Consider the following 23,535-nt stretch of genomic DNA (forward strand, 5'->3'; position numbering starts at 1 on the left):
TTGTTTTAGCACATGTCAATTATATAACAATTTTCAGACGACCGCACGAAAATTGTTATATTTTAGGTTTAATATTTAGCACAAGAAATTTTTTTAAGAGATTATTTTTAAAACGCAATTATTAAATTGTTCGCCGCGGTCAAATTCGTTTTGAAAAAGATTGAAACTAGCCGCTCCCGGAGAAAGTAAAATTATATCCCCTGTTTGGGAAGTTTGGTAGGCTTTTTTAACCGCTTCCTCCATGTTTTTGGCTTCGGAAAAATTTACCCCGTTAGAAGTTTTAGACAGAAAAAATTTCTTAAAAATTTTTTCTGTTCCTGAACGTTGAATTGAATTCCTATTTTGGATAAAACTCGGTAAGTTGTTGTTCGATTTAATGTTCGCCAGACTTCTAACGGGGTTTATCTTCAAATATTTTTTCAGTTTTTCCGTGGCGCTGCCTGGCAAAAGAATTAATTTTTTGACTTGGCGATTGATTTTTTCCGCCAAATTTTTATAATCAAGATTTTTATTCTCGCCTCCGGCAATCAAAATAATCGGCCGCTGATATTTTTTAGCCAAAAACTCAAGGCCTGTCAAAACCGCCGTGGGGTTAGTGGCGGTTGTGTCATTGATAAAAATTATATTTTTTAATGTTCTGATTATTTCCTGGCGTCCGGCCAACCCGCGAAAATTTTTGACCACTTTGGTAATTTCTTTTTTCGGCACCCCCAAAATTTTTGCCGCCTCGGCCGCCAAAGCGATATTAATTTCCAAGGGCAATAAATTTTTATTTTTAATAAAGTGTTTTTTAGCTTTAGCCCCGTTTAGCGGGACTTTGGCATTTTTTATCAGTTTAACCAAAAATTTATCATTGCCGTTGATAATCAAATGGTCTTTCGGTTTTTGGTATAAAAATATGTTGGTTTTAGCTTTGGCATAATTTTTTAGCGAGGCATAACGGTTAAGATGATCGGGGAAAATATTGGTAATGATGGCAATTGGCGGACTCTTTTCTATCAAAGCCAAGTCTTCCAGTTGAAAACTGGAAAGCTCGGCTACCACGGCATCTTCAGGTTTGATTTTCGAAAGTTTTCCCAAAAATGATTCCCGGATATTTCCTAAAAGCCAAACTTTGGGGTATTTTTTCTTTAAAATCTCCGCCAAAAGAGCGGCGGTGGTTGATTTTCCCTTGGTTCCGGTGATGCCGACAATTAAAGCCGGTGCATGGCTGAAAAAAATAATAGTATCGGTGGTAATCGGTATGCCCTTGGCCCGGGCTTTTTCCAAAAAGGGGTCATCCCAGGGGATAGCCGGGTTTTTGACAATTAGATCGCTGGTTAAGAAGTTAACCAAGCGGTGTTTGCCGAGTACATATTTAATATTGGGGAAACGAGCAAGCTCATTTAGTGAAGCAGAAAGGGCTTCTTTGGTTTTTAAGTCGGTTACTGTCACTTTAGCCCCCTGACGGCTGAAAAACTTGGCGATACCTATCCCGCCGCCGTTTAAACCCAGGCCGAAAATAAGGACTTTTTGAGGGCTACCTGCTCTGTTTACCGGACAGACAGGCGATAGGCGGGGAATATTGTCTTTCTGTTTAGTTTTGCTATAATAAAAGTTATTGGTACTCATTTTAAAATTTTAACTCTTTTGAGGAGATTTTTGAAGCAAACCGCCTCCTGGTCGGTTATTTTGGTTTTAGTGAGCGTTTTGGCGGTTAATTTCGTTATTCATCTGGCAAAAGCCGACCAGAAACCGGTTTTGACTGCCGACGGTATTCTTGGGGGTCCTGAAAATCAATCGGAGCCAGTTTTGGCTGATTCTCTGAGTTTAAACGTCAATGGCGAATCGAGCTTTAATGGCTTTGCCGGATTTATATTATTAGATAGTTCAGTCATTTTAGACCCGGGCAATCCACTGAACAGTGTTTTACCTACCCGCGATAATTTGATGATTTATCAGATCCAGTCCGGCGATACTGTTTCCAAAATCGCGGCCAAATTTGATATTTCAAAAAATTCCATTTTTTGGAACAACCCCGGCCTTATTTCTTCCTTTATCAAACCTGGCCAGGAAATAATCATTCTACCGGTTGAGGGAGTATTGCACGAAATTAAAACAGGCGACTCTTTAGATTCCATTGCCGGTTTATACGGAGTCAGTTCTGAAGACATTAAAAAATATAATCCAAATTTTCAAAAACTTCTTCAAGAGCCGGGTGATAAATTGATTATTCCACAGGGCCAGCCTTTAACAAAAAATAATGCTAATACTCAGGGTACCAGCTGGGCCGGCAATTTTTTGGTAGATTTAGGCAATAATTATTTTATCAGCCCCACCAAAGGTTGGAATTGGGGTCGGCTTCATAATTATAATGCCGTTGATATTGCTAATAGTTGCGGAACGCCGGTTTACGCCGCGGCTGACGGCGTGGTTGTTGAGGTCGCTAACGATAATGGATGGAACAGCGGCTATGGCAATTATATTAAAATTGAGCATGTGATGGATAAAATTTATACTCGCTATGCTCACTTGGATAAAGTTCTGGTAGATAACGGCAAATATGTTTTACAAGGCGCCGAAATTGGTTTGATGGGCAAAACCGGAAATACTGATGGTCCTACTGGCTGTCATTTGCACTTTGAGGTCTATGGCGCCAAAAATTCTTTCGGGAAATATTAAAGTAAGAAATTCGCGAAATTTTGTCCCTTTGGGACATCTCCCGCAGTGAGACAATAATTAAAAAGGCCGGAATTAATTCCGGTTTTTTATTTTTTAAAGTCGGACTTATAAGTTATTATCTGGTTTCTTCTCTGACTCGGTATTGATAGGCCTCGGCTAAATGGTCGGCGGTGATTTTTTCCGAATTTTCAAAATCGGCGATGGTCCGGCTGATTTTTAAAATCCGGTAATAACTGCGGCCGGAAAGAAAAGTTTTTTCCAAAACATTTTTCAAAAAGTTTTCCGCTGAAGCGTCAAAATTAGCCGCGGCTTCCACTTGCTTGGAAGTCATTTCGCTGTTGGTGTAAATTTTCGGCTGGAAATTTTGGAAACGCCGGGCTTGGATTTCTCTGGCGGCCGCGATTTTCTCTTTTAAAGTTTTATTGGCTTCGCCGGCTGAGGAATTTTTATTTCTTAATTCGCTGATTTCCACCCGCGGCACTTCAATCTGGATATCAATGCGGTCCAGGAGCGGTCCGGAGATTTTTTTTTGATAACGGAAAACATCATAAGCGCTGCAGCGGCATTCTTTTTGCGGGTCGCCGAAATAACCGCAGGGACAGGGATTCATCGCCGCTATCAGAGAAAAATTTGCCGGAAAAGTCAAAGATTTTTTGGCGCGGCTGATATTAATAAATCCGTTTTCAAGCGGCTGGCGCAGGCTTTCCAAAAGGTCGCGGTGGAATTCCGGAAATTCATCTAAAAATAACAGGCCGCGGTGGGCCAAACTGATTTCTCCGGGTCTGGGATTGGTTCCGCCGCCGACAAGAGAAACCAAAGAAGAACTGTGATGCGGCGACCGGAAAGGCCGATAATTAATAAAAGAATTTTTTAAAGATAATCCCGCGGCGGAATAAATTTGATTGATTTCAATGGCTTCGCTTAAAGAAAGCGGCGGCAGAAGAGAAATTAAGGCCTGGGCCATCATGGTTTTGCCGGTGCCGGGCGGACCGATCATTAAAAGATTGTGGCCGCCTGCCGCGGCGATAGCCATGGCCCGTTTGGCGTTTTCCTGGCCCTTGATATCGCCAAAATCCGTCAGAGAAAATTGGTTGTCGGGAATAAAATCAGTGGCGGGTTGAGTCGGAATAATCGCCCGGTTTTCCAGATGATTGATTAAGTCGCAAAGATTTTTTACGGGAATAACGGAAATTTCTTTAACAATCGCCGCTTCGGCGGCGTTGGCTTCTGGCGCAAAAACATATTTGAAACCCAATTTTTTTGCCAATTGGGCAATATTCAAACCGCCGTTGATGGGCCGCAGGCCGCCGTCTAACGAAAGTTCGCCCACAAAAATTTTGTCTTTGGTCTCAAACTCTTTGACTTGCTCGCTGGCTAAAAGATAAGCCAAGGCGATGGCCAAATCAAATTGCGAGCCGGTTTTTTTGATGTCCGCCGGCGCCAGATTAACGGTGATGCGCCGGTTTTCTTTAGTTGGCGGGTTAATGCCGCTGTTTTTCAAAGCCGAATTAACCCGCTCTTTAGCTTCGGAAACCGCTTTATCCGCCAAACCGACAATATTAAAAGCGTGGAGACCGACATTGATATCGGTCTCCACTTCAATTAATTCCGCGTTAATACCGTCAAGTTCGGCTGAAAATATTCTGGCCGGGCCTTTCATTTATTTTTTTACTAATTTTTTGCATTTTTGGCAAAGCCGGGATGCCGGATAGATTCTTAAAATAATCCAGGAAATTTTTTTGCCGCAACTTTCGCAGATTCCGTATTTGCCCATTTCTATTTTCTGCAGTGTTTCGTTGATGCCTTCCAGTTTGTTTCTTAAAACCTGCTGGATGCCGAGATGCGTTCCGAATTCTTCAGCTTCGTCGGTTTCTTCAGCGCCGCGGTCTATCTCATCGCCGAATTCCGGAGGCATAGCCAGGGATTTAATCTCGGTTTCAATCGCTTTCTTTTCTTTCTCCAATTTTGCTTTTATTGAATTTAATGAAAACATTTTATTGAAGTTTTTTTAGAATTTCTACAAGACCGGCGTAAGAGGTGCTGATAACAAGTTTATCGTTAACCCAGCCGTAATTTATAGCCGCTCCGGTTTTGGGAAAAACCAAATAGCGGGTATTAATTGTCGGGTTGCCGGCTTTGCCGTCTTTAAAAACCGCGACAATTGGGCTGGTGTTTTCAAGAAAGATATTTTGTAAGCTGGCTGATGCTTCTAGGTTTTGTTTCATTGAGGTCTGGGACTGGAATAAAGTGGAACTTGAAGTTAATTGGGCGACATAGCCGGGCCAGACTCCGTTTTGGTCAACAAAAACCATGGCGGTGAAATTTTCCTGGAAAATCGCGGCGATATCTTCGCTTTTTATTTCTGGCAAAAGAACGGGAATGAATTTATAGAAAGCGACCAATGATTGGTCCGGGTTCCGTAAAATTACTTCCTTGAGATTATTTGCCTGGGTGGTACTGGCCGCGTCGGTTAAGGCATTTTTAATATTATCCAAGGTTAGGATGGAAACAATTTTTTCTTCCTGGAGAGTGCTTGTTGTTTTTAACAAAGAAACATATTGGGGCGCGGGCGTTAGGGCCGGAGCTACTGCTACCGGAGGAATAACGGGAGGCGTTAGGGCCGGAGCCGCGATTTGTTTTTTGTTGATAAAATAATAAATTGCTCCCGCGGTAATCGCCGCCAAAATCAAAATTATTGAAGTTATTAAAACTTTTGATGTTTTTTTCTTGGGTTTATTTCCTATTTCTGCTTGAGCCGGTTTTTGTTTCGGCGGAAGAGGGCTGATAATAGCGCCGGGCTGAAAAATCGGTTCTTCGGGTCCGGTATATCCTGAAATATTTGACTCCAGTTCAGCCGGCTGAAAAGAAATTTCTTCCGGCGCCGAGGTTTCTTTCTTTTGTCCTTGGCCCAGTTCAGTCGTGTAGGGCTGTGGAGCTTGGCCGCCGCTTTCTTGGATGGAGTTAATATCCGACTGCATGGTTCGCACACTTACTTTAGAAGGAGGAGGGCCTGGAATTTCTTTTTTTTCTTCAAATTGATTTTCCATAAAATTTAAAAGTAATTTTTAGTAATTTCGACTACTTTAATGATAAACCAATTTTGCCTTCAGGGTCAACGCGGATAACTTTTGCCTTCACCCGGTCGCCGAGCTTGACTACGTCTTCAACTTTATTCACATATCCTTCTTTCAATTCCGAAACATGAATCATTCCGTCTCTTCCAGCGCCCAAATCCACAATCGCTCCGAAATCCAAAACTCTTATCACTTCGCCTTCAACAATTTCGCCGACTTTATATTCTTTGACAATAGCTTTTATCTGGTCTAACGCCATTTGAGCCTGTTCTTTATTGGGAGCGGAGATGAAAATTTTTCCGTCTTGTTCCACGTCAATAGTGGTTTCGCCGCCGGTTGCCTGAACGATGCCCTGAATAACCCGGCCTCCGGGGCCGATCACCGCTCCGATTTTTTTCGGTTCAATTTCAAAAGTTAAAACTGCCGGAGCGAAAGGAGAGAGTTCCGGCCGGGCCTGGGATAAAGTTTGTTCTATTAGTCCAAGAATTTCGCCGTGAGCTTTTTGGGCTTGCGCTAAAGTTTTTCCAAAAATTTCTTGATTGATGCCGTCAATTTTGACGTCCATTTGAATGGCGGTTAAACCGTTCCGGGTGCCGGCCACTTTCAAATCCATATCGCCGTAATGATCTTCCGGTCCTTGAATATCGGTCAAAATTTTATATTGGTTTTCGCCGATTATTAAACCCATGGCGATGCCAGCCGCAGGTTTTTTTATTGGCACGCCGGCGTCCATCAAAGAAAGCGAACCGGCGCAAACCGAAGCCATGGAGGAAGAGCCGTTGGAAGATAAAATTTCCGAAACCAACCTAATTGTGTAAGGGAATTCTTCAACCGGCGGAATCAAATAACGAAGAGCTTTTTCCGCCAAAAGTCCGTGTCCGATTTCTCGGCGGCCGGGACCGCGGGAAGAGCCGGTTTCACCGACCGAGTACGCCGGGAAATTATAATGAAGCATAAAACGTTTTTTTCCGGAAAATTCCATTGATTCCACTAATTGCTCCGCTCCGGGCGCCGCTAGAGTTGTGATAGCGAGGGATTGAGTGTCGCCTCGGACAAAAAGCGCTGAACCGTGAGTTCTTTTGAAAAGACCGGTTTCCGCGTAAAGCGGCCGCACTTCGTCCAGTTTTCGGCCATCCGGTCTTTGATCATTTTCTAAAATTTTTTGATGGACGATTTTGTCCACTTCTTCTTCAAGAATTTTATCAGCCCAGTCTTTGGCGCCGATTTCTTCTTTTAAATAATCCAAAAGCTCGGCTTTAAGTTCGTCCGAAAGATTATTTCTTTGACTTTTTGAATTTTGATAAACGGCTTTTTCCAAACGGTCGCTAAGAAAATCAAGAATTTTCTTTTTGAGTTCTTCCGGCGCTTCCGCTAATTTTAATTCGGCTTTTTCCTGCCCCAAAGTTTTGATTACTCCTTTTTGAAAAGTGATTAACTCTTTAATTTTTTTCTGGCTGGATTCAAAAAATTCAATAGCGGTGTCGGCGGAAATTTCTTCGGCGCCGAGTTCAATCATATTGATTTTATCTTCGGTGCCCGCGAAAAAAGCGTCCACCTTGGGCTGGTCTTTAACGATTTTTATGCCGGCTACCGGTCCGCTCCAGGGAATATTGGAAATCGCCAAAGCCGTTGAAGCGGTTAAAAGCGCGATAAAATCAGGGTCATTTTCTCCGTCATAAGACAAAACCGTGGCTACTACCTGAATCGCCCGGCGGATTCTTTGATCAAAAAGCGGCCGGATGGTCCGGTCAATCAAGCGACCGGAAAGAATGGCGCTATCCGAGGCCCTGCCTTCGCGGCGGATAAAACGGCTGCCGCCAATTTTTCCGGCGGCATAAAATTTTTCTTCGTAATCAACCACGAGCGGCAAATAATTTTTGAGTTCGTCATTTTTGCCCATCACTACGGTAACCAAAACCGCGGTGTCGCCGTATTTTCCCAAAACGGCGGCGTTGGCTTGGCATCCGAGGTCGGATACTTCCAAACTTAAGTTTTTGTTTTCAAATTCAGTTTGAAAAACTTGTTTTTTAAATTCTTTTATCGTCATTAAACTTGTTTTTTGAGTAAAATTTTAGGAATGTCTTCCACCGCGGTGAAAGAATCAGCGTGTTCCTTAAGAGAGCCGGAAGTGGTTTTGCTGAAAGCGGCGACCTCAACTTGCTTTCCCAAACCCCATTTCAGATATTCAATCAAAGGCACAAAATCGCCGTCTCCCGTCACCAAAATCACCACATCCATGGAATCAGCCATTCTGATGGCGTCTACCGCCAAACCTACGTCCCAATCGGCTTTTTTTTGCCCTCCCGGATAAATCTGGAGGTCTTTAGTTCTTAATTCCAGGCCCATCTGGCTCAACGCTTCAAAAAATGATTTTTCGCCCAAAGCGGTCTCACTTTTGACCACGTAAGCCACCGCCCGGATAAGTTTGCGGTTGCCGACTAAGGTTCTAATTAGTTCTTTGAAATTAACCCGCGCCCGGTAAAGATTTTTAGCCGAATGATAAAGATTTTGGATATCAATAAAAACACCTACTCGTTGGTCCTTATAAGCTATAGACATTATTATTTAAGATTTAATTCTTTAAAAATTTGGCCGCAGGTTTCTTTTTTATTTTTTCGCAGATAATCCATGAATCTTTTTCTTTGGCCGACCATTCTCAAAAGTCCCCGGCGGGAATGATGATCCTTGGGGCTGGTTTTTAAATGACCGATTAACTCTTCAATTTTTTTGGTCAAAAGTCCGACCTGAACTTCCGCCGAACCCGTGTCCGTTTCTTTCAATTGAAGTTTTCTGATAATATTAATTCTCACTTGTTTCTTTAACATTATAGGTATTATATAATAGAGTTGCTCAAAGTCAAATTTTCCGCTAAAATTCAGTATTGTTTTTATGTAATTTAGTTTTTTAAAGTGTTTGAAAATTGTGGTAATGGCCCCATCATCTAGTGGTTAGGATATTGGGTTTTCATCCCAAAAACACCGGTTCGACTCCGGTTGGGGCTACTATAAAATTTATGGACGATATAAAACTCAATAAAAATATCAGAAGAGAAACTAAGGCCGACAATGAAATCACCTGGCAAGCGCCGGCTTTCAAGTATTACCACAAAGATGTTTCCTGGTATTGGATGAGTTTTATTATTGCCATTTTATTAATGGCCTTTGCCATTCTTCAGAAAAATTTTCTTTTCGCCGTTTTCATTTTTCTGGCGGAAATTTCGGTTTTAATTTTAGCCCGTCGCCAGCCGGAATTGCTTAAATTTAAAATTGACGATAAAGGCGTTACCGTCATTGATAAAACTTATCAATTTAACGATTTGGAAAAATTTTGTCTCCGGCCCGATATGGAAGACAAGAATTTTGAGGAGCTAATCCTTAAAAGGAAAACTCATTTTAATCCTTATTTAAAGATTTTTATTGATATTAAAGTTTCTTCTCAGGTCCGCGATATTCTCAGCCAAAAATTAACAGAAGAAGAATATGAGGATTCTTTAATTGAAAGTATTTTCAAGTGGCTGAGGTTTTAAGGCCGGATTTGACAACAATTTCGCAGTTGCTATCATAAAAGCATTATTAAAGGTCGCCTCGAAGGGCGACTATTTTTATAAAAAAATAAAAATGGATTTAAAAACTTTAGGTTCGGCTGTCAATCAGATTGCCGAGGAAAGAGGAATTGAGCCAAAAGAGGTCTTGTCTGGCATTGAAGAAGCAATCGCCGCGGCTTATAAAAAGCAATATCGGGAGCGCTCGGAAATCATCAAATCAAAATTTAGTTTGAAAACCGGAGCCCTGAATTTCTGGCAGGTAAAAATTGTTGTCGACGAGACCACAGTCAGAATAGAAGAAGCCGTGCCGGGAGAAGTTGCGCCCCGTTTTTTTGACCCGAGCCAGGAAGAAGAAAAGCCCAGATACAATCCCAGCCGGCATATTCTATTAGATGAAGCTAAAAAAATTAAGAAAGACGCGGTTATTGGCGAGGAATTGGAATTCCCCTTGGAAGAACACGAGGACTTCGGCCGTATTGCCGCTCAAACCGCCAAACAGGTGATTCTTCAAAAATTGAAAGAATCCGAACGGGAAGCGGTCCGCGTTGAGTTCCAGGGCAAAGAAGGTGAGGTTATGAGCGGCGTTGTCCAGCGTTTTGACCGCGGCAATGTTTACGTTGAGTTGGGCCGCGCTATCGGCATTATGTTTCCCAATGAATGTATCCCCGGCGAACATTATCGCATCAATGAGCGCTTGAGATTTCTTGTTTTGGCGGTTCAGGAAGACGCCAAACTGCCGGGCATCATTCTTTCAAGAAGCCATCCCAAATTCGTTGCTAAGCTTTTTGAGCTGGAAGTTCCGGAAATCGCCGAAGGAACAGTTGAAATAAAAGAAATGGCGCGGGAAGCAGGCCACCGCACTAAAGTCGCGGTTTATTCCAAAGAAGAAAAAGTTGACCCGGTGGGAAGCTTGGTGGGCCAGCGGGGCATGCGGGTGATGGCCGTGACTAATGAACTGGGCAATGAAAAAATTGACATTATTGAATGGGCGCCGGAAACCGAAAAATTCATCGCCAATTCTTTTTCGCCGGCCAAAGTGATTTCGGTTGAAGTTTTGCCGCGGCGCGAAGCCCGGGTTTTCGTGGCCGAAGACCAATTGAGTTTGGCTTTGGGTAAAGGCGGCGAAAACGTGCGTCTGGCCGCCAAATTAACTGGCTGGAGACTTGACGTTCGTTCCCAGTCCCGACCCGAAGAAATCCAGGCGGAAGGCGTGGCTGAAATTGAAGAAGCGATGGAAGAAGCTCCGGACGGAGAAGCCCCAAAAGAAACAAAAATTTCTGAACCGGTTGAAGAAACCGAAAAACTTGAGAAAACCGAATAATTGCGTTAAGAATAAAAATTAACTAAAATAGATTAATCAGAAATTACAGCAATTACTGTAATTACAGTAATTACGGAAATTAATATGAACAAAAAAACAATCAATCAACAAGAGGAAGAGGTTTTTAATCAGTATTTAATCCCGACCGTCATTGAAAAAGTTCCCGGCGGCGAGCGGGCTTATGATATTTATTCCCGTTTACTGAAAGAAAGAATTATTTTTTTGGCCGGGCCCATCAACGATGCCGTGGCTAATATAGTTATCGCCCAGCTTTTGTTTTTACAACATGAAGACCCCAAAAAAGACATCAGTCTCTATATAAACAGTCCGGGCGGTTCAGCCACCGCCGCTATGGCGATTTATGACACCATGCAGCACGTCAAGCCGGACGTTTCCACAATTTGTGTCGGGATGGCCGCCTCAGCCGCCGCGATTATTTTGGCTGCCGGCCAAAAAGGCAAAAGAATGGCCTTGCCTAATTCCGAAATTTTAATTCACCAGGTGATGGGCGGAGTCGAAGGTCAGGCCACCGAAGTTCAGATTGCCGCCAAACATATCCTTCTGGTCAAAAATCGTCTTAACCAAATTTTAGCCAAACACACCGGCCAGCCTATAGGCAAAATCGAAAAAGACACCGACCGCGATTTTTTTCTTAATCCTCAGGAAGCGAGGGAATACGGTTTGATAGATCAAATTATCAAGACAAAATAAAAAATCATAAATCATGAAGCATGGAGCGTAAAGCATAAAGCGCTTTTTCATGTTCTATGCTTCATGTTCCATGTTTTATGTTCTATTATCTCAACGGAAAAATTGTTGAAAAAGACAAGGCCGTCATTCCAGTCAACGACCTCGGCCTGCTACGGGCTTACGGTGTTTTTGATTATTTAAAAACTTACAACCGGAGACCTTTTCATTCAGAAGACCATATTAATCGGTTTTTCCGTTCCGCTTCCCGCTTTAATCTGAAAATTCCGGTTTCCAAAAAAGAATTACAGCGGATTATTTTTGAATTGCTCGCCAGGAATAAATCTTTGGAAGAATTGAGTTTCCGGATGGTTTTGACCGGCGGCCAAACCGAAGACACCAAGACCTCCAAAAAACCCACCTTTTTTATTCTTGTTAACGAAGCCCATTCGTATCCCGAAGAAGTTTTTGAAAAGGGAATAAAATTGGCGACTCTGGATTACGGCCGGGAATTTCCGGAAATAAAAACCATTAATTATCTTTTGGCGGTTTCGCAATGGAAAAATATTTTGAAGAAAAAGGCTTCTGAAATTCTTTATATTTCCAAAGGAAAAGTTCTGGAGGCCTCCACTTCCAATTTCTTTATGGTGAAAAATAAAGTTTTATTCACGCCGAAAAACGAAATTTTAGAAGGAGTCACCAGAAAATTAGTCATCAAACTGGCCAAAGAAAACAAAATCAAAGTTATTGAAAAAGATATTTCTTTGAAAGAAGTTTTAAAAGCCGATGAATGTTTTCTTACCGCTACCGACAAAGAAGTTTTGCCGGCAGTTAAAATTGATAATCAAATTATCGGTAACGGCCGGCCCGGCGAACAAACCAAAAAACTCCTAAACTTATATAGAGAACTTAGAGATAATTTTTGAGCGGGTAACGGGAGTCGAACCCGTGTTGTCTGATTGGCAACCAGACGTAATACCGTTATACGATACCCGCGTTTTCTTCTAATTGTTTGGCGGCACGCTTAGCGCGCCGTTTGCCACGCTTAGCGTGGCGATTGCTCCGTTGGTCCCTTTACCGAAGGAGCTCCGTCCGGACCTTTAAAGCCAGACGTTTCATTTTGGTTTTCCGGCGCCGGGACAGATTTCTCTGCGGCGGTTTTCAACGACTGCGGCGTAAAAAAGAAATACAGGCCCAGCAAAACTATCAGAATAATAATATAAATAATAATTCTTTTCCACATAGTAGTTGATTATACCAATTCCGGATTTTTCTGAAAAGGCGCGGGGGTTGACCCCGTTAGAAGTCTATCAAATTCTGAGTTCAGTAATAATTAGCTGAGTCTTGCCTGAAATGGAAATTTAATTCATTATTCAGGAATAGAAAAAATTTATTAAATTTTTTCTGTCCAAGACTTCTAACGGGGTTGACAAAAATTTTATTTTTACTATACTATAAAAATTATATAGATCTTTAAAAATTTTAAACTATCCGTTTTAAACGAAAGGAGAAAAGATGAAAAAGCCGAACCTTAATTTAAATGAGAGTGAAATTCATCAAATACTGGGAGGTGAAAAAATAGAAGAAATTTGCAACCGTCATTTACTTGCAGGCAATGAGAAAAAAACGATTAATCTTTTTTTTCAGGAAATCAGATTAAATAATTTAGAAAGGGCGAAGAGGGTCATTGCGGACATTTCTGATTTAATCAGTTTTCCGAAAAAAGAGAAAACCAAAATTAGCTGTTCTTAAAAGGCGCTTCAGTGTTTTAAAATGGAATTTCGCCCCGTCAATAAAATGACGGGGTTTATTTTTTAATAAAATGAACCCCGTTAGAAATTCCAGAGATTTAATTTCAGGAAATTTTAATTTTCAAGATTAGCCCATTTGTGATTTCTAACGGGGTGAATTAAAATTATCCCTATAACATCTATAACATATAGACAGGGCGCTTAGCTCAGCTGGTAGAGCGTCGCATTTACACTGCGAAGGCCTGAGGTTCGAACCCTCAAGCGCCCACTAATTCCGAAATAAAAATCAACTCCTTTTAATAGGTGAAATATTTAGGTTAAGATCTGGCGTCTTTTTCTGTTTGGATTTAGTTTACTGGGAAATTACGATTTTTCCTTAAATAAACCCTATTTTAAAAACAACTTTAAAATCTGATAGAAAGCTTAGGTTTTATCCACTTACTGAGGAATGTAGATAAAACCTACGTTTTTAAAATGTTTCACATAAAAGTGTGAAACATTGGTTTTTTACAAATTTTCGCAGACAGGTCAGTAATGCGATGAAATCTACGCTTTTGGGATTTTGGGCAAAAAATGAAAAAGTGAGTGTTTGCGCAGAAACATTATTTTTTGGAAAAAGCTTCAAAAATACAAAAAAGCGATGTTTCTGCGCAAACATCGCTTTTTGAAAATCTTGGAAGAGATTTTTAATTTTAGGGAAACAAATGAATATTTTTATCAAAAATTCCCCATTTATAAAGCCGGTATAATGATTTATACCTATCAGAAACATCCGGGTCGCTTCCGATTTTCTCTAACCAATCAATAAATTGTATGGCCTTATATCCCTTTAATTTTTTATAGAAAAAGGGGATTATAATATCTTTCAACTGCTCAAAATCTCTTACTACCAACGCCGCCATTCTTCCTCTTTTATAGCCATCGCCAGTCCATGCTTTATGATTATAAATTGGATTTTTTAAATCTAAAGAATCTCTCACCATTTTTAACAAATTTTCGTCTCGCTCATGCATTCCTATATAAAAAGTAGGCATTTTACACTTTCTACCGTTCTTTTGGCGCCATCCAGTATGGAAACTAAAACAGCCTTCGCCAGTAACTAAGCCCCTGATATAATCATTGGTTAAAGTTTTTTTGTTCAGGATGGTTTGTTTGTTGACGAACACTTCGCTCATTTGATTTATTGTAGCACGGTGCTACACTATAATAAATAATAACACAATGACTCAAAAAGCAGAATTAGGAAAATCAGGCGAAGATTTGGCCTGTGGGTATCTTGTGGATAAGGGTTATAAGATTATTGAACGCAATTTCCGCAAACCCTGGGGAGAATTGGATATTATTGCCAAAAGCCCGGACAAAACCTTGGTTTTCGTGGAAGTTAAGACAATGAGGAAATTCGGCAATGAATTCGGCGACCAATCCGGCAATGATTTTGGAAGAGGGGCAAAATTGTCTTCCTACGGGAGGTCTGTTGTAGGGAGACCGGATTCAGGCATTGAGCCGGAAATGCAAATGACCCAGGCTAAAATAAAAAAAACAAAAAGAGCCGCTTCTTTATACGCCGGCGCCTTTCCGGAAAAAATAGACGAAAAGGCCGGCTGGAGGATTGATTTGCTTGCTTTGACAATCAACACAAAAGATTGTATAATAAATCATTATGAAAATATCTGAAACGCGCAAGAAAGGCAGACTAAAATTTTAATCTGCCTTTTTATATTCTCCTTCTATTTGATTTTAAAAATTATTGAAATATAATAAAATTAATGGTGACCATGGTGTAATGGCAGCACAAGGGTTTGTGGAGCCCTTCGAGGGAGTTCAATTCTCCTTGGTCACCCCAAAAAAATGAAAATATATAAAAAAATAATTCTCGGTTTTATTGTTGTGATTATCATTTTGGGCTTGGTGGCTTTTTATTCTCCCATTCAGAATGTTTCCCAACCGCAACCCGCGCCTGAACCCGAAGAAAATTCTTCAGCTTCGCTTGATGCGCTTCCCGCAAGTTCAACTACTCCGGATTCTAATTCTATCAATCAAGTATCAACTTCTTCAGCTTCCGAGAAATCAAATTTTGAAGATATGTCCGGCTTTTCTGATTTGGATCAGGAAAGTGATTCGCTGAAAGAAATGGGAACCAGTAGCGACACAAGTATTGTTGATGATTTTTTAACGAACTAAACAAGTGAAGAAAAAAGAGAATAAAAAGATTGTGGTTATCGGCGGCGGAACGGGAATTTTTGCTATTCTCAATGGTCTAAAAAATTATTTTGATGATATCTCAGCTGTTGTCACTATGGCTGATGACGGAGGCTCTACCGGAATTTTGCGCGAGGAATTCGGGATTTTGCCCCCGGGCGATGCCCGCCGGGCGATTATCGCTTTGTCGCATTCAGACAATAAAATTTTTTCCGAGCTTTTTAATTATCGGTTTAAAGAAGGCAAGGGGCTGGCCGGCCATAGCTTAGGCAACTTGATGATCACGGCCTTGGAGCGGATTACAGGAAGCTTTGACGAGGCCGTCAGAGAAGCCAGTAAGATTTTCGGCTTGAAAGGAAAGGTGATTCCGGTGACTCTCCAGCAAACCCGGCTTTACGCCGAGCTGGAAAATGGAAAAATCGTCAGCCGGGAAACTAATATTGATATTCCCCAGCATGACGGCCATTTGAAAATAAAAAAGGTTTGGTTGAAACCGGCGGTTAAAATAAATCCTGAAGCCGAAAAAGAAATCAAAAACGCTGACTTGATTATTATCGGTCCCGGCGATCTTTATACCAGTTTAATCCCTAATCTTTTGGTGAAAGGATTAAAAAATTCTTTAAAAAATAGCAAGGCTAAAATTATTTATTTTGTTAATTTGATGACCAAATACGGGGAGACCGACGGCTTTCGGACTTCGGATTTTTTGAAAGTTTTGGAAAATTATTTAGGGGAAGGGGTCTTGGATTATATAGTGGTCAATAATAAAAAACCCGCTCCGGCCAGATTGCGGCCTTACGCTTTGGAGAAAGCTTATTGGGTGGAAAATGATTTCAAAAAAATAAACCGAAAGCCGGTTTTAATAAAAGCTGATCTCTTGCGGCCGCGGGGTTTTGCCAGGCACGACCCCGAAAAAACCGCTGCGGTCGTGAAAAAACTTTTCGCTATGTTATAATATTGTTATGAAACTATTTCACTTCTTCCAATCTTTGTCACAGGTCCCGAGAGAGAGAGAGAGAGAGAGAGAGAGAGAGAGAGAGAGAGAGAGAGCCAAAGCGGAGCCAGTAAACAGGTCCGCCGCTTAGCGATAATCAACCTCCTCCTGATTCTCACCGTGGCCTTTTTGGTCAAGGTGGTTTTTGATTTGAACAGCAGTTTGGCCAACCCGCCCCATCAGAGCGGGGTTTTTGTTTCCCCTTCTCAGGCAGCTAACTGATAATAGAAATTTTCAATTTCTAATTTTCAATTTCTAATGAATTTTCAATGATTTAATTTTCAATGTTTAAAAATTAAAAATTTAGTCATTGATTAAAAATTTTAAATTTAAAATTGTTTTATTGTAGAAAAAGTAATATGAATAAATCTAATACAGGATATACTCTCATCGAACTATTAATCTACACCGTTATCTTTGCCATCTCCGTCGGCGTCTTCTCCGGCGTCCTCATTACTTTCACCAGAGTTCAGACCCAGACTTCGGCTGATTCCGAGCTCACCCAGCAGTTGTCGTTCGTCCAGTCAACTATCCAGCGGCTCGTCCGGGACAGCGCCAATATCCAAAATCCGGCCGGAGTCGCTTCTTCCAGTTTGGTCTTAAGAATGGCTTCTTCCTCTTTAGACCCCACCGTTATCTCCTCCGACGCCAACGGCATCTATCTCCAACAGGGCACAGGAGAAGTCATTCCTATCACCAACAGCCAGGTCAAGGTTGCCCAGTTTGAGGCCATCAAATACGAAAACCCTAATGCCCACGCCATTGTCCAAGTCAATATTGCCTTAACCTACAACAGTCAGAATCCCTACCAGCAGATAACGAGAGCCCTTAAGATCGCCATCGGCAGAGTGTCCGCCGCCACCTTTGACGATAGTTTGATTCCCAATACCAACAATTCTTTTTCCCTGGGTGATGCCACTTACAAATGGAAAGACATCAACATTTCCAATCTCCTCAACGTGGGCCAGTTGATCACCGACCCCGTGGCCGGAGCCCAGAACGGGTCTATCTATTACAATACTTCCTCCAGCGCTTTCCGGGGTTATGCCAACAGCGTTTGGTCTGTTCTTGGAGGCGTGGGCTGGGCCGCTTCCTCCACCAATATCTACAACACCAATGCCGGGAACGTGGGGATCGGCACCGCCAGCCCGGGTGATACCTTGGATGTAAACGGCTCTATTGTGACAACCGGAATCCAAGACACCGGGAAAACTACCAAGATGTGGCTGTCAGGCGCTATAGCAGCCAAAACTCTTGATTATATGGAATACTCCTCCGACGCCAATGCACAGGTGGCGTATGTGAGTAATGCTACTATAGCTAATCCAATATCTCATTGGAAGATGAATGATAATGCTGCTACTACAGTTGTGGTAGATTCAATGAGTGCTAACGCAGGAACTGCTGATGCTAATACAGATACATTAGATACAACAGGAAAAATAAATGGTGCACTTTTGTGCAGTGTTTCACCAGTAAGAGCAGTAGCGATTGGTTCTACGGGTTTTCCTGCTGTCAATACAGCGAGGTCTGTTAGTCATTGGGTATATCTTACATCAAGAAATGCTATTGGTGGAACATTCAGTTTTGGATATGGAACAGGAGATACTAATAAGGGGTGGGCTATAGACGCAGGCGGAACATCTTCCACTACTCCATTACGAGTTGCTGGCTATTCAAATGATTGGTCTACTAATTATACTTTACCTTTAAATGAATGGCACCTTATTACTGTAACTTATGATGGAACGAATCTATTAAAATTATATGTGGATGGCACATTACAAGATTCTACTACAAGTTATACATTTGCTACTGTTCTTTCTACGGCGTATATTGGAGGAAATTGGGATGGCAGTGCTGCATATAGATTTAATGGTTCAATAGATGATGTTCGTATCTATAATTTTGTTTTAACTGCAACAGAAGTCTTAGGACTCTATAATAATAATGCTGGAACTGAATTACAAAATCCTCAAGGAAATCTCCAATCCTACTCCGAAGCCACAATCAAAACTCAAGGAAGTTATGCGTTGAAGGCGGTGGCAGCGATAACGACTTCACTCAACAAAACCCTCACCCGCACCGTATCGCCTACGATAGATTTATCTAACCAAACTCAGATCAAGTTTGATATTCGTGCCTCAAGACCTGGAAGCAATATCAAGATAGGCATCCATGATAGCGGCGGAACGACCACTGAAACAACGCCTAATATTGCTTCAGCAGACACATATCAAACTATTACTTGGGATATATCGACGGTAACCAATGCCAATAAAGATGCGATAGACCAGATTATAGTTACTATCATTAATGCGGACGCTGCCAATACTTTCTATATAGACAATTTGTATTCGCCTTCTGTCGGGTCGCTTGCCGATATCATATTCACGACAGCCAGTTCGGAAAGAATGAGGATTGATTCCTCCGGCAACGTCGGCATCGGGACGACGGTGCCGGGGGCGAAATTGCAAATAAGTAATGCTGACCAAACTTATGCTCTTACGCTTGAAGATGCGAGAACTGGAAATGGACATTGGGTTAGATTTACAGAAGGCGGAACTGAAAAATGGGTTTTGGGACAAGTCGGCAGTGGAGTTGCTGGACGAGCAGATAATTTTGAAATTGTAAGTGGAAACGGCACTACTCGGTTGGCGATTGCTTCAACAACTGGCAACGTCGGCATCGGGACGACGGGGCCGGGGAGCCTTTTACACGTCAAGCATCCAAGTGGGAATCTGACGACCAGATTTGAGGGTTTGTCTAATTCGTATTCTTCAAAAATGTATTTAAGTTCCGTTTCCTCTGGCGATGGCGGCATGATGTATGATGCGGCTAGTAATCTCAGCAATATATTTTCCTACGGTGACCTCAGATTTAATGTAGGTACAGCAAATATATCGGGAGCAATTGGAAACGAGAGAATGGTTATACAACAAGGCGGCAACGTCGGCATCGGGACGACGGGACCGGGGTCACGTTTTACTGTTTATCAGAATGTTTCCGGCGCTACAACGGCAGGAATGGAACTGAGATATGATGGTACTATCCACAGAAAGATGTATATGAATTACTCCGGTGATATGTATTTCTATAATGGCACTAATGAGGGTTATCTTTCCTCAGCGGGCGTTTGGACAAACGCTTCTGACATCTCCTTAAAATCCAACATTCGGCCAATTGAGTATGGTTTGGCCGATCTATTAAAACTTCAACCGCGTTCTTACGAAATGAACGCTGACGGATTGCCTCAAATTGGGTTCGTGGCTCAAGAGGTTGAAGGGATAATTCCGGAACTTGTTTCTATAGGTGGGCAAGGGTTAAAGGGTCTTTCTTATGGCAACCTGACTGCAATCAATACTAAAGGTATCCAAGAGCTTTACCAAAAGGTGCGTGGAGTTGATACGGCAGAAAATGGGGATGTAGCAATAACCGGCAACGTCGGCATCGGGACGGCGGATCCGGGAAGTTATAAATTAAAAGTCGTTGGAACTGTAAGTGTAAATAGCGGCACTAATATTATTTACAGATGCACAACCGCGGGAACGCTTCCAATCGGAGCATTAACAATAAATTCAGGAAATTGTGGCGCGAGTGCTGATACGGGGTTAAGTGTGAATTAGGAGTCACGGGAAAAAACAATTCTTCTATCAAGGTTGAGCCTCAATAATTTAGAATTTATAGGTAGTCCTAAAACTCATCGCAGTCTCCATCCGCAAACCTACCCCTCGAAGCCTTTCAACGGAGACAGCCTGCCGCCTATAATTTAATCTTGCTTTTTATCCCCCTCTCCCGTTCCCTTCAATTTCCTTATCTCCTCCCCGATCTCATCAAAAAATCCCTCATAGAATTTCTTGTCTTCTACGGTTATTTCCCCTTCTTTCAATCTCTCCGCGGCTTTCTTTTAATCTCTTGGTGTTTTCACCCCCGCCACCGGGTAATAAGTTCCTCACTGATATACTTAAGTATATCAGTGAGGAAGAATATCTTTTTATTTTATAATTATCTAAGAAGTACATTATCGAGGTCGAACCTTGATAATTCAAATTGACAAAAAGTTTTAACACGCTAAAATAATAATTATATGTCTAGACAATTTACGGCAATATACAAAAAAAGCGGAAAATGGTATCTTGGCTGGATTGAAGAAATCCCGGGAGTGAATACACAAGGGAAAACCCTCAAAGAAACCAAAGAAAACCTCAAAGAGGCGGTTTTGTTGATTCTTGAAACCAACCGCGCTCTCGCGAAAAAAGAAGCTCGCGCCGGCGGAATAACTCGTGAATCAATTTCAGTTTCTTTATAGATTATTTATAATGAAGCGGAAAACCTTAATCAGTTATATTGTTAAAAACGGATGCATATTCATCAGAGAAGGCGCGAAACACAGCGTCTTTTTTAATCCCTTGATCAAACGTTCTTCTACCGTGCCGCGGCATAATGAAATTGATGATTTTTTAGCCAGAAAAATTTGCCGCGATTTAGGAGTTAGCGAGTTCAAAAAACAAAAATAGATTGTAATATATCAAGGTTGAACCTCAATAGTTTCTAGAAGCGATTCAAAATTGTCCCGATTTCATCGAGGTCCGATGACTCGCGACTCCTGTCGGAGACTCTCGACAAAGTCGGAGCAAATCCATCGTAATCTACGAAGCTGATATACTTAAGTATATCAGTACGAATTAATGCGAGATTTCAAAATCAACGGCTCAACGGGAATTCCCGTTGAGCCGTTGAAATATTTTATCAAGGTTGAACCTCAATAATTTTTTGAGATTTTTATTATACTTTAGCCGGTGTTTGGGCTATTACTAAGGTCTGTTTTTTTATTTCTTCCAAAAGTTTTTTGTCTTCAATTGACTTTCGATTTTTGGGTATGATAAAATAAGACATATGGTCACTATCACTATTCCTAAAAAAGAATATCAAAACATCATTCAGAGACAATCGCTTCTTGAAAAGGAAATGGGGTTTTTGAGAAAGACCCTTTTCGAGCTGGATGAGATAAATATTAAGCCGTCTGTCTTGCGCCGATGGGAGCGTATTAGCCGTGAGCTTGATCGGGGACACGGCCGTTCTTTTTCTTCGTTTAGTGAGATGAAAGGATGGTTAAGAAATCTCTGATATGGCCGAGAATGTCTATAGAGATATTGTAAGAATTATATATTCCCGTGAGGTTGAAGACGCTCTCAAGAAACTCAAAAAGAGAAATAAAGATATATTTGATAGAGTCGAAAAACAGATAATCAAAATTCTTCGCGAGCCGAATATCGGCAAGCCGCTCCGCTACACTTTAAGAAACCGCCGACGGGTGCATGTCGGCTCTTTTGTTTTAATCTACGAATTTCATCAGGGCGAGTTGCGCTTTATTGATTTTGATCACCATGATTTAATTTATAAGAAGTCCAAGCAGCAATAATTAAATGAGAAAGCCCGAATTTGCAAGCAAGAAATCAATATCGTACACAGCATATTGGGAACATCCGCGAAAATTAGGCAAACGTGCGGCAAACAAAAGCGAACGGCAGGGCGCGAAACGGAAATTATGGGTTTCTCTTGAGGTTAAACCTTGATAATAGATAACATTAATAGATGTTTCTTTTTGAGATTTTTATTATACTTTAGCCGGTGTTTGGGCCGCGGTGAGGGTCTGTTTTTTTATTTCTTCCAAAAGTTTTTTGTCTTCTTTTAATTTTAATTTGGCGGCTTCAAGACCGACACCTAATTTTTCTTTATTGAAACTGTAAGTGTTGCCGGATTTGATGACACTGCCGTATTTAATAGCGGTATTCAAAACATCGGCTTCCGGGACGATTCCTTCGCCGAAAATAATTTCAAACTCGGCGATTTTAAAAGGCGCTGCCACTTTATTTTTGACTACCTTAGCATGCACCAGCTGGCCGATTATTTCTTCGCCTTTTTTCAGTTTGGCTTTGGCCCGGATATCAATTCTAATTGAAGAGAAAAATTTCAAAGCGCGGCCGCCGGGAGTCGTTTCGGGATTGCCGAACATAATTCCGATTTTCATCCGGATTTGGTTGATAAAAATAATGACGGTTTTTGATTTGGAAGTAATGGCAGTTAATTTTCGCAGGGCCTGGCCCATCATCCGGGCTTGCAAGCCCATAAATTGATCGCCCATTTCGCCTTCAATTTCCGCGCGGGGAGTAAGAGCCGCCACCGAGTCCACTACGATTAAGTCAATTATTCCTGACCTTACCAGACTTTCAACGATATTCAGGGCCTCTTCGCCGCTGTCCGGCTGAGAAAGTAAGAGGTCGTCGGTTTTTACCCCAAGTTTTCTTGCGTAATCAATATCAAAAGCGTGTTCGGCGTCAATATAAGCGGCTTTGCCGCCTTTTTTTTGAAGCTCGGCAATGGCATGAAGAGTTAAAGTGCTTTTGCCCGACATTTCCGGGCCGTAAATTTCCACCATCCGGCCGCAGGGCAGACCGCCTACTCCCAAAGCCAAATCCAGAGAAAAAGAGCCGGAAGGGATGACCTCGGTTTTGCCGATTTTTTTATCTCCGAGCCGCATTATAGATCCTTCGCCGAATTTAGTTTTTAAACTTTCAATTAAATCGGAAAAATCTTTGTCTTTATTGGTTTTGTCCATAATAGTGTTCGCGAATTACTGTAATTACTGTAATTGCTGTAATTGCTGTAATTACTTTGGTAAGTATAAAACTTGTTTAGTAATTGTTATTTCCCGACCGAGAAATCTTTTTATTTGAAATTGAATATTGTTTTGCCCCGGCTGAAGAGGAAAATCTTTTTGAAAATATCCGTTTTCATCAATATAAGTGTTTTCTTTATTTATCATTAATTGGTCTCCGGATTTCACGCGGCCTTCTATTTTGAGATTAGGGTCGGTAATCGGACTGGTTGAACTGGCTAATTGGCCGAGAAGCGATAAGGTCGGTTTTCCCAAAAAAAAGTTGTATTGAAAAGCCAGATAGCCGGCTAAAATTACGAAAATCAGCGCGAAAATAATTTTTTTGTTTAAGGGCTTGGGGCTGAAGCGATTAATTGGCAGATGATCGTTTGTTCCGGATTTTCTAAGTTGGGTATTTTTTTGGTATTCCTGCCAAAGTTTTTGCCCGTCAACGTTCAAGGCATCCGCGATTTTAAAAAGATAACTTCGGATGTAAGGCGCCGCCGGCAATTTTTCGTATTTTTCTTCAATAAGCGCTTTTAAAAATCTTTCCGAGATGCCGGTTGATTCCGAAAGTTTGGCTAAATTAATATTTTTATCCTGAAGAATTTCGGTTAACATAGTAAAAATTACAGTAATTACTGTA

24 protein-coding genes and 4 tRNA genes are annotated in these 23,535 nt (G+C 41.4%); 17 read left to right on the forward strand and 11 right to left on the reverse strand.

What is annotated here, in order from left to right:
- Nucleotides 1-93 precede the first annotated feature (93 nt).
- Nucleotides 94-1,611, reverse strand: a complete 1,518-nt coding sequence (gene murD, locus Q8N22_02125; protein MDP3052737.1) for a UDP-N-acetylmuramoyl-L-alanine--D-glutamate ligase — start codon at nt 1,609-1,611, stop codon at nt 94-96.
- A gap of 18 nt (nt 1,612-1,629) precedes the next feature.
- On the opposite strand from murD, the gene Q8N22_02130 reads away from it, so the two are divergent.
- Nucleotides 1,630-2,661: a peptidoglycan DD-metalloendopeptidase family protein gene (locus Q8N22_02130; protein MDP3052738.1), complete on the forward strand. Its 1,032-nt coding sequence runs from the start codon at nt 1,630-1,632 to the stop codon at nt 2,659-2,661.
- A gap of 115 nt (nt 2,662-2,776) precedes the next feature.
- Here Q8N22_02130 and Q8N22_02135 read toward each other — a convergent pair whose 3' ends face one another.
- From Q8N22_02135 to rpsO, 6 genes are read right to left on the reverse strand one after another with little or no spacing between them, the layout of a single operon-like run.
- Nucleotides 2,777-4,321 (reverse strand): YifB family Mg chelatase-like AAA ATPase, encoded by a 1,545-nt coding sequence (locus Q8N22_02135; protein ID MDP3052739.1) that lies wholly within the window; start codon nt 4,319-4,321, stop codon nt 2,777-2,779.
- Nucleotides 4,322-4,654 (reverse strand): hypothetical protein, encoded by a 333-nt coding sequence (locus Q8N22_02140; GenBank protein ID MDP3052740.1) that lies wholly within the window; start codon nt 4,652-4,654, stop codon nt 4,322-4,324.
- A 1-nt stretch (nt 4,655) separates the two neighbouring features.
- Entirely contained in the window at nt 4,656-5,708 is a 1,053-nt protein-coding gene (locus Q8N22_02145; GenBank protein MDP3052741.1) for a hypothetical protein, read from the reverse strand.
- 31 nt (nt 5,709-5,739) lie between these two features.
- Nucleotides 5,740-7,782, reverse strand: a complete 2,043-nt coding sequence (locus Q8N22_02150; GenBank protein ID MDP3052742.1) for a polyribonucleotide nucleotidyltransferase — start codon at nt 7,780-7,782, stop codon at nt 5,740-5,742.
- On the reverse strand, nt 7,782-8,294 hold the full coding sequence (locus Q8N22_02155; protein ID MDP3052743.1) for an NYN domain-containing protein: 513 nt from the start codon (nt 8,292-8,294) through the stop codon (nt 7,782-7,784). Before Q8N22_02155 ends, Q8N22_02150 begins: the two co-directional genes overlap by 1 nt.
- Nucleotides 8,295-8,296: 2 nt before the next feature.
- Nucleotides 8,297-8,560, reverse strand: a complete 264-nt coding sequence (rpsO, locus tag Q8N22_02160) for a 30S ribosomal protein S15 (GenBank protein MDP3052744.1) — start codon at nt 8,558-8,560, stop codon at nt 8,297-8,299.
- 105 nt (nt 8,561-8,665) lie between these two features.
- Here rpsO and Q8N22_02165 point away from each other — a divergent pair.
- From Q8N22_02165 to Q8N22_02185, 5 genes are all read left to right on the forward strand, one after another.
- Nucleotides 8,666-8,737: transfer RNA gene (locus tag Q8N22_02165), tRNA-Glu, on the forward strand.
- Between the two features lie 11 nt (nt 8,738-8,748).
- A complete protein-coding gene (locus Q8N22_02170; GenBank protein ID MDP3052745.1) occupies nt 8,749-9,261 on the forward strand; it encodes a hypothetical protein in 513 nt (170 codons plus the stop codon).
- A 91-nt stretch (nt 9,262-9,352) separates the two neighbouring features.
- The gene (gene nusA, locus Q8N22_02175) at nt 9,353-10,600 is read left to right on the forward strand and encodes a transcription termination factor NusA (protein ID MDP3052746.1); all 1,248 of its coding nucleotides are present in this window, start codon (nt 9,353-9,355) and stop codon (nt 10,598-10,600) included.
- An 84-nt stretch (nt 10,601-10,684) separates the two neighbouring features.
- Entirely contained in the window at nt 10,685-11,311 is a 627-nt protein-coding gene (locus Q8N22_02180) for an ATP-dependent Clp protease proteolytic subunit (protein ID MDP3052747.1), read from the forward strand.
- Nucleotides 11,312-11,367: 56 nt separating this feature from the next.
- Complete coding sequence (locus Q8N22_02185) at nt 11,368-12,213, forward strand: aminotransferase class IV (protein ID MDP3052748.1); 846 nt, start codon at nt 11,368-11,370, stop codon at nt 12,211-12,213.
- Here Q8N22_02185 and Q8N22_02190 read toward each other — a convergent pair.
- A tRNA-Gly gene (locus tag Q8N22_02190) sits at nt 12,213-12,283 on the reverse strand. The two genes, Q8N22_02185 and Q8N22_02190, sit on opposite strands and share 1 nt — an antisense overlap.
- Before the next feature lie 519 nt (nt 12,284-12,802).
- Between Q8N22_02190 and Q8N22_02195 the strand changes: the two genes are divergently transcribed.
- Nucleotides 12,803-13,039, forward strand: a complete 237-nt coding sequence (locus Q8N22_02195) for a hypothetical protein (GenBank protein ID MDP3052749.1) — start codon at nt 12,803-12,805, stop codon at nt 13,037-13,039.
- 194 nt (nt 13,040-13,233) lie between these two features.
- A tRNA-Val gene (locus tag Q8N22_02200) sits at nt 13,234-13,306 on the forward strand.
- Nucleotides 13,307-13,730: 424 nt separating this feature from the next.
- On the opposite strand, the gene Q8N22_02205 is transcribed toward Q8N22_02200, so the two are convergent.
- A complete protein-coding gene (locus tag Q8N22_02205) occupies nt 13,731-14,213 on the reverse strand; it encodes an LAGLIDADG family homing endonuclease (GenBank protein MDP3052750.1) in 483 nt (160 codons plus the stop codon).
- 46 nt (nt 14,214-14,259) lie between these two features.
- Here Q8N22_02205 and Q8N22_02210 point away from each other — a divergent pair, with 46 nt between their 5' ends.
- The 9 genes from Q8N22_02210 (at nt 14,260) to Q8N22_02250 (ending at nt 21,653) form a co-directional block, all read left to right on the forward strand.
- The gene (locus Q8N22_02210) at nt 14,260-14,712 is read left to right on the forward strand and encodes a YraN family protein (protein MDP3052751.1); all 453 of its coding nucleotides are present in this window, start codon (nt 14,260-14,262) and stop codon (nt 14,710-14,712) included.
- A gap of 95 nt (nt 14,713-14,807) precedes the next feature.
- Nucleotides 14,808-14,881: transfer RNA gene (locus Q8N22_02215), tRNA-His, on the forward strand.
- Between the two features lie 5 nt (nt 14,882-14,886).
- Nucleotides 14,887-15,219: a hypothetical protein gene (locus Q8N22_02220; GenBank protein MDP3052752.1), complete on the forward strand. Its 333-nt coding sequence runs from the start codon at nt 14,887-14,889 to the stop codon at nt 15,217-15,219.
- 4 nt (nt 15,220-15,223) lie between these two features.
- Nucleotides 15,224-16,192, forward strand: a complete 969-nt coding sequence (locus Q8N22_02225; GenBank protein ID MDP3052753.1) for a YvcK family protein — start codon at nt 15,224-15,226, stop codon at nt 16,190-16,192.
- 398 nt (nt 16,193-16,590) lie between these two features.
- A complete protein-coding gene (locus Q8N22_02230; protein MDP3052754.1) occupies nt 16,591-19,857 on the forward strand; it encodes a LamG-like jellyroll fold domain-containing protein in 3,267 nt (1,088 codons plus the stop codon).
- Between the two features lie 461 nt (nt 19,858-20,318).
- Nucleotides 20,319-20,540, forward strand: a complete 222-nt coding sequence (locus Q8N22_02235; protein MDP3052755.1) for a type II toxin-antitoxin system HicB family antitoxin — start codon at nt 20,319-20,321, stop codon at nt 20,538-20,540.
- A gap of 10 nt (nt 20,541-20,550) precedes the next feature.
- Complete coding sequence (locus Q8N22_02240) at nt 20,551-20,748, forward strand: type II toxin-antitoxin system HicA family toxin (protein MDP3052756.1); 198 nt, start codon at nt 20,551-20,553, stop codon at nt 20,746-20,748.
- A 379-nt stretch (nt 20,749-21,127) separates the two neighbouring features.
- Nucleotides 21,128-21,358: a hypothetical protein gene (locus tag Q8N22_02245; protein ID MDP3052757.1), complete on the forward strand. Its 231-nt coding sequence runs from the start codon at nt 21,128-21,130 to the stop codon at nt 21,356-21,358.
- Nucleotide 21,359: 1 nt separating this feature from the next.
- Complete coding sequence (locus Q8N22_02250; protein ID MDP3052758.1) at nt 21,360-21,653, forward strand: type II toxin-antitoxin system RelE/ParE family toxin; 294 nt, start codon at nt 21,360-21,362, stop codon at nt 21,651-21,653.
- 195 nt (nt 21,654-21,848) lie between these two features.
- Here the strand turns inward: Q8N22_02250 and recA are convergent, their stop codons facing one another.
- Together recA and Q8N22_02260 are read right to left on the reverse strand one after the other, a co-directional pair.
- On the reverse strand, nt 21,849-22,850 hold the full coding sequence (gene recA, locus Q8N22_02255; protein ID MDP3052759.1) for a recombinase RecA: 1,002 nt from the start codon (nt 22,848-22,850) through the stop codon (nt 21,849-21,851).
- A gap of 51 nt (nt 22,851-22,901) precedes the next feature.
- Nucleotides 22,902-23,510: a helix-turn-helix domain-containing protein gene (locus Q8N22_02260; protein ID MDP3052760.1), complete on the reverse strand. Its 609-nt coding sequence runs from the start codon at nt 23,508-23,510 to the stop codon at nt 22,902-22,904.
- Nucleotides 23,511-23,535 lie beyond the last annotated feature (25 nt).

It is taken from the genome of bacterium, assembly GCA_030693325.1.
Lineage (GTDB): Bacteria > Patescibacteriota > Minisyncoccia > UBA6257 > MFKM01 > MFKM01.

Coding starts and splice junctions, on each gene's coding strand:
- Q8N22_02230 (MDP3052754.1), top strand. CDS start 16,591: ATGAATAAATCTAATACAGGATATACTCTCATCGAACTATTAATCTAC.
- Q8N22_02205 (MDP3052750.1), bottom strand. CDS start 14,213: ATGAGCGAAGTGTTCGTCAACAAACAAACCATCCTGAACAAAAAAACT.
- Q8N22_02220 (MDP3052752.1), top strand. CDS start 14,887: ATGAAAATATATAAAAAAATAATTCTCGGTTTTATTGTTGTGATTATC.
- Q8N22_02180 (MDP3052747.1), top strand. CDS start 10,685: ATGAACAAAAAAACAATCAATCAACAAGAGGAAGAGGTTTTTAATCAG.
- Q8N22_02260 (MDP3052760.1), bottom strand. CDS start 23,510: ATGTTAACCGAAATTCTTCAGGATAAAAATATTAATTTAGCCAAACTT.
- murD (MDP3052737.1), bottom strand. CDS start 1,611: ATGAGTACCAATAACTTTTATTATAGCAAAACTAAACAGAAAGACAAT.
- Q8N22_02145 (MDP3052741.1), bottom strand. CDS start 5,708: ATGGAAAATCAATTTGAAGAAAAAAAAGAAATTCCAGGCCCTCCTCCT.
- Q8N22_02135 (MDP3052739.1), bottom strand. CDS start 4,321: ATGAAAGGCCCGGCCAGAATATTTTCAGCCGAACTTGACGGTATTAAC.
- Q8N22_02140 (MDP3052740.1), bottom strand. CDS start 4,654: ATGTTTTCATTAAATTCAATAAAAGCAAAATTGGAGAAAGAAAAGAAA.
- Q8N22_02155 (MDP3052743.1), bottom strand. CDS start 8,294: ATGTCTATAGCTTATAAGGACCAACGAGTAGGTGTTTTTATTGATATC.
- Q8N22_02240 (MDP3052756.1), top strand. CDS start 20,551: ATGAAGCGGAAAACCTTAATCAGTTATATTGTTAAAAACGGATGCATA.
- nusA (MDP3052746.1), top strand. CDS start 9,353: ATGGATTTAAAAACTTTAGGTTCGGCTGTCAATCAGATTGCCGAGGAA.
- Q8N22_02185 (MDP3052748.1), top strand. CDS start 11,368: ATGCTTCATGTTCCATGTTTTATGTTCTATTATCTCAACGGAAAAATT.
- Q8N22_02245 (MDP3052757.1), top strand. CDS start 21,128: ATGGTCACTATCACTATTCCTAAAAAAGAATATCAAAACATCATTCAG.
- Q8N22_02195 (MDP3052749.1), top strand. CDS start 12,803: ATGAAAAAGCCGAACCTTAATTTAAATGAGAGTGAAATTCATCAAATA.
- Q8N22_02170 (MDP3052745.1), top strand. CDS start 8,749: ATGGACGATATAAAACTCAATAAAAATATCAGAAGAGAAACTAAGGCC.
- Q8N22_02150 (MDP3052742.1), bottom strand. CDS start 7,782: ATGACGATAAAAGAATTTAAAAAACAAGTTTTTCAAACTGAATTTGAA.
- rpsO (MDP3052744.1), bottom strand. CDS start 8,560: ATGTTAAAGAAACAAGTGAGAATTAATATTATCAGAAAACTTCAATTG.
- Q8N22_02210 (MDP3052751.1), top strand. CDS start 14,260: ATGACTCAAAAAGCAGAATTAGGAAAATCAGGCGAAGATTTGGCCTGT.
- Q8N22_02250 (MDP3052758.1), top strand. CDS start 21,360: ATGGCCGAGAATGTCTATAGAGATATTGTAAGAATTATATATTCCCGT.
- Q8N22_02235 (MDP3052755.1), top strand. CDS start 20,319: ATGTCTAGACAATTTACGGCAATATACAAAAAAAGCGGAAAATGGTAT.
- recA (MDP3052759.1), bottom strand. CDS start 22,850: ATGGACAAAACCAATAAAGACAAAGATTTTTCCGATTTAATTGAAAGT.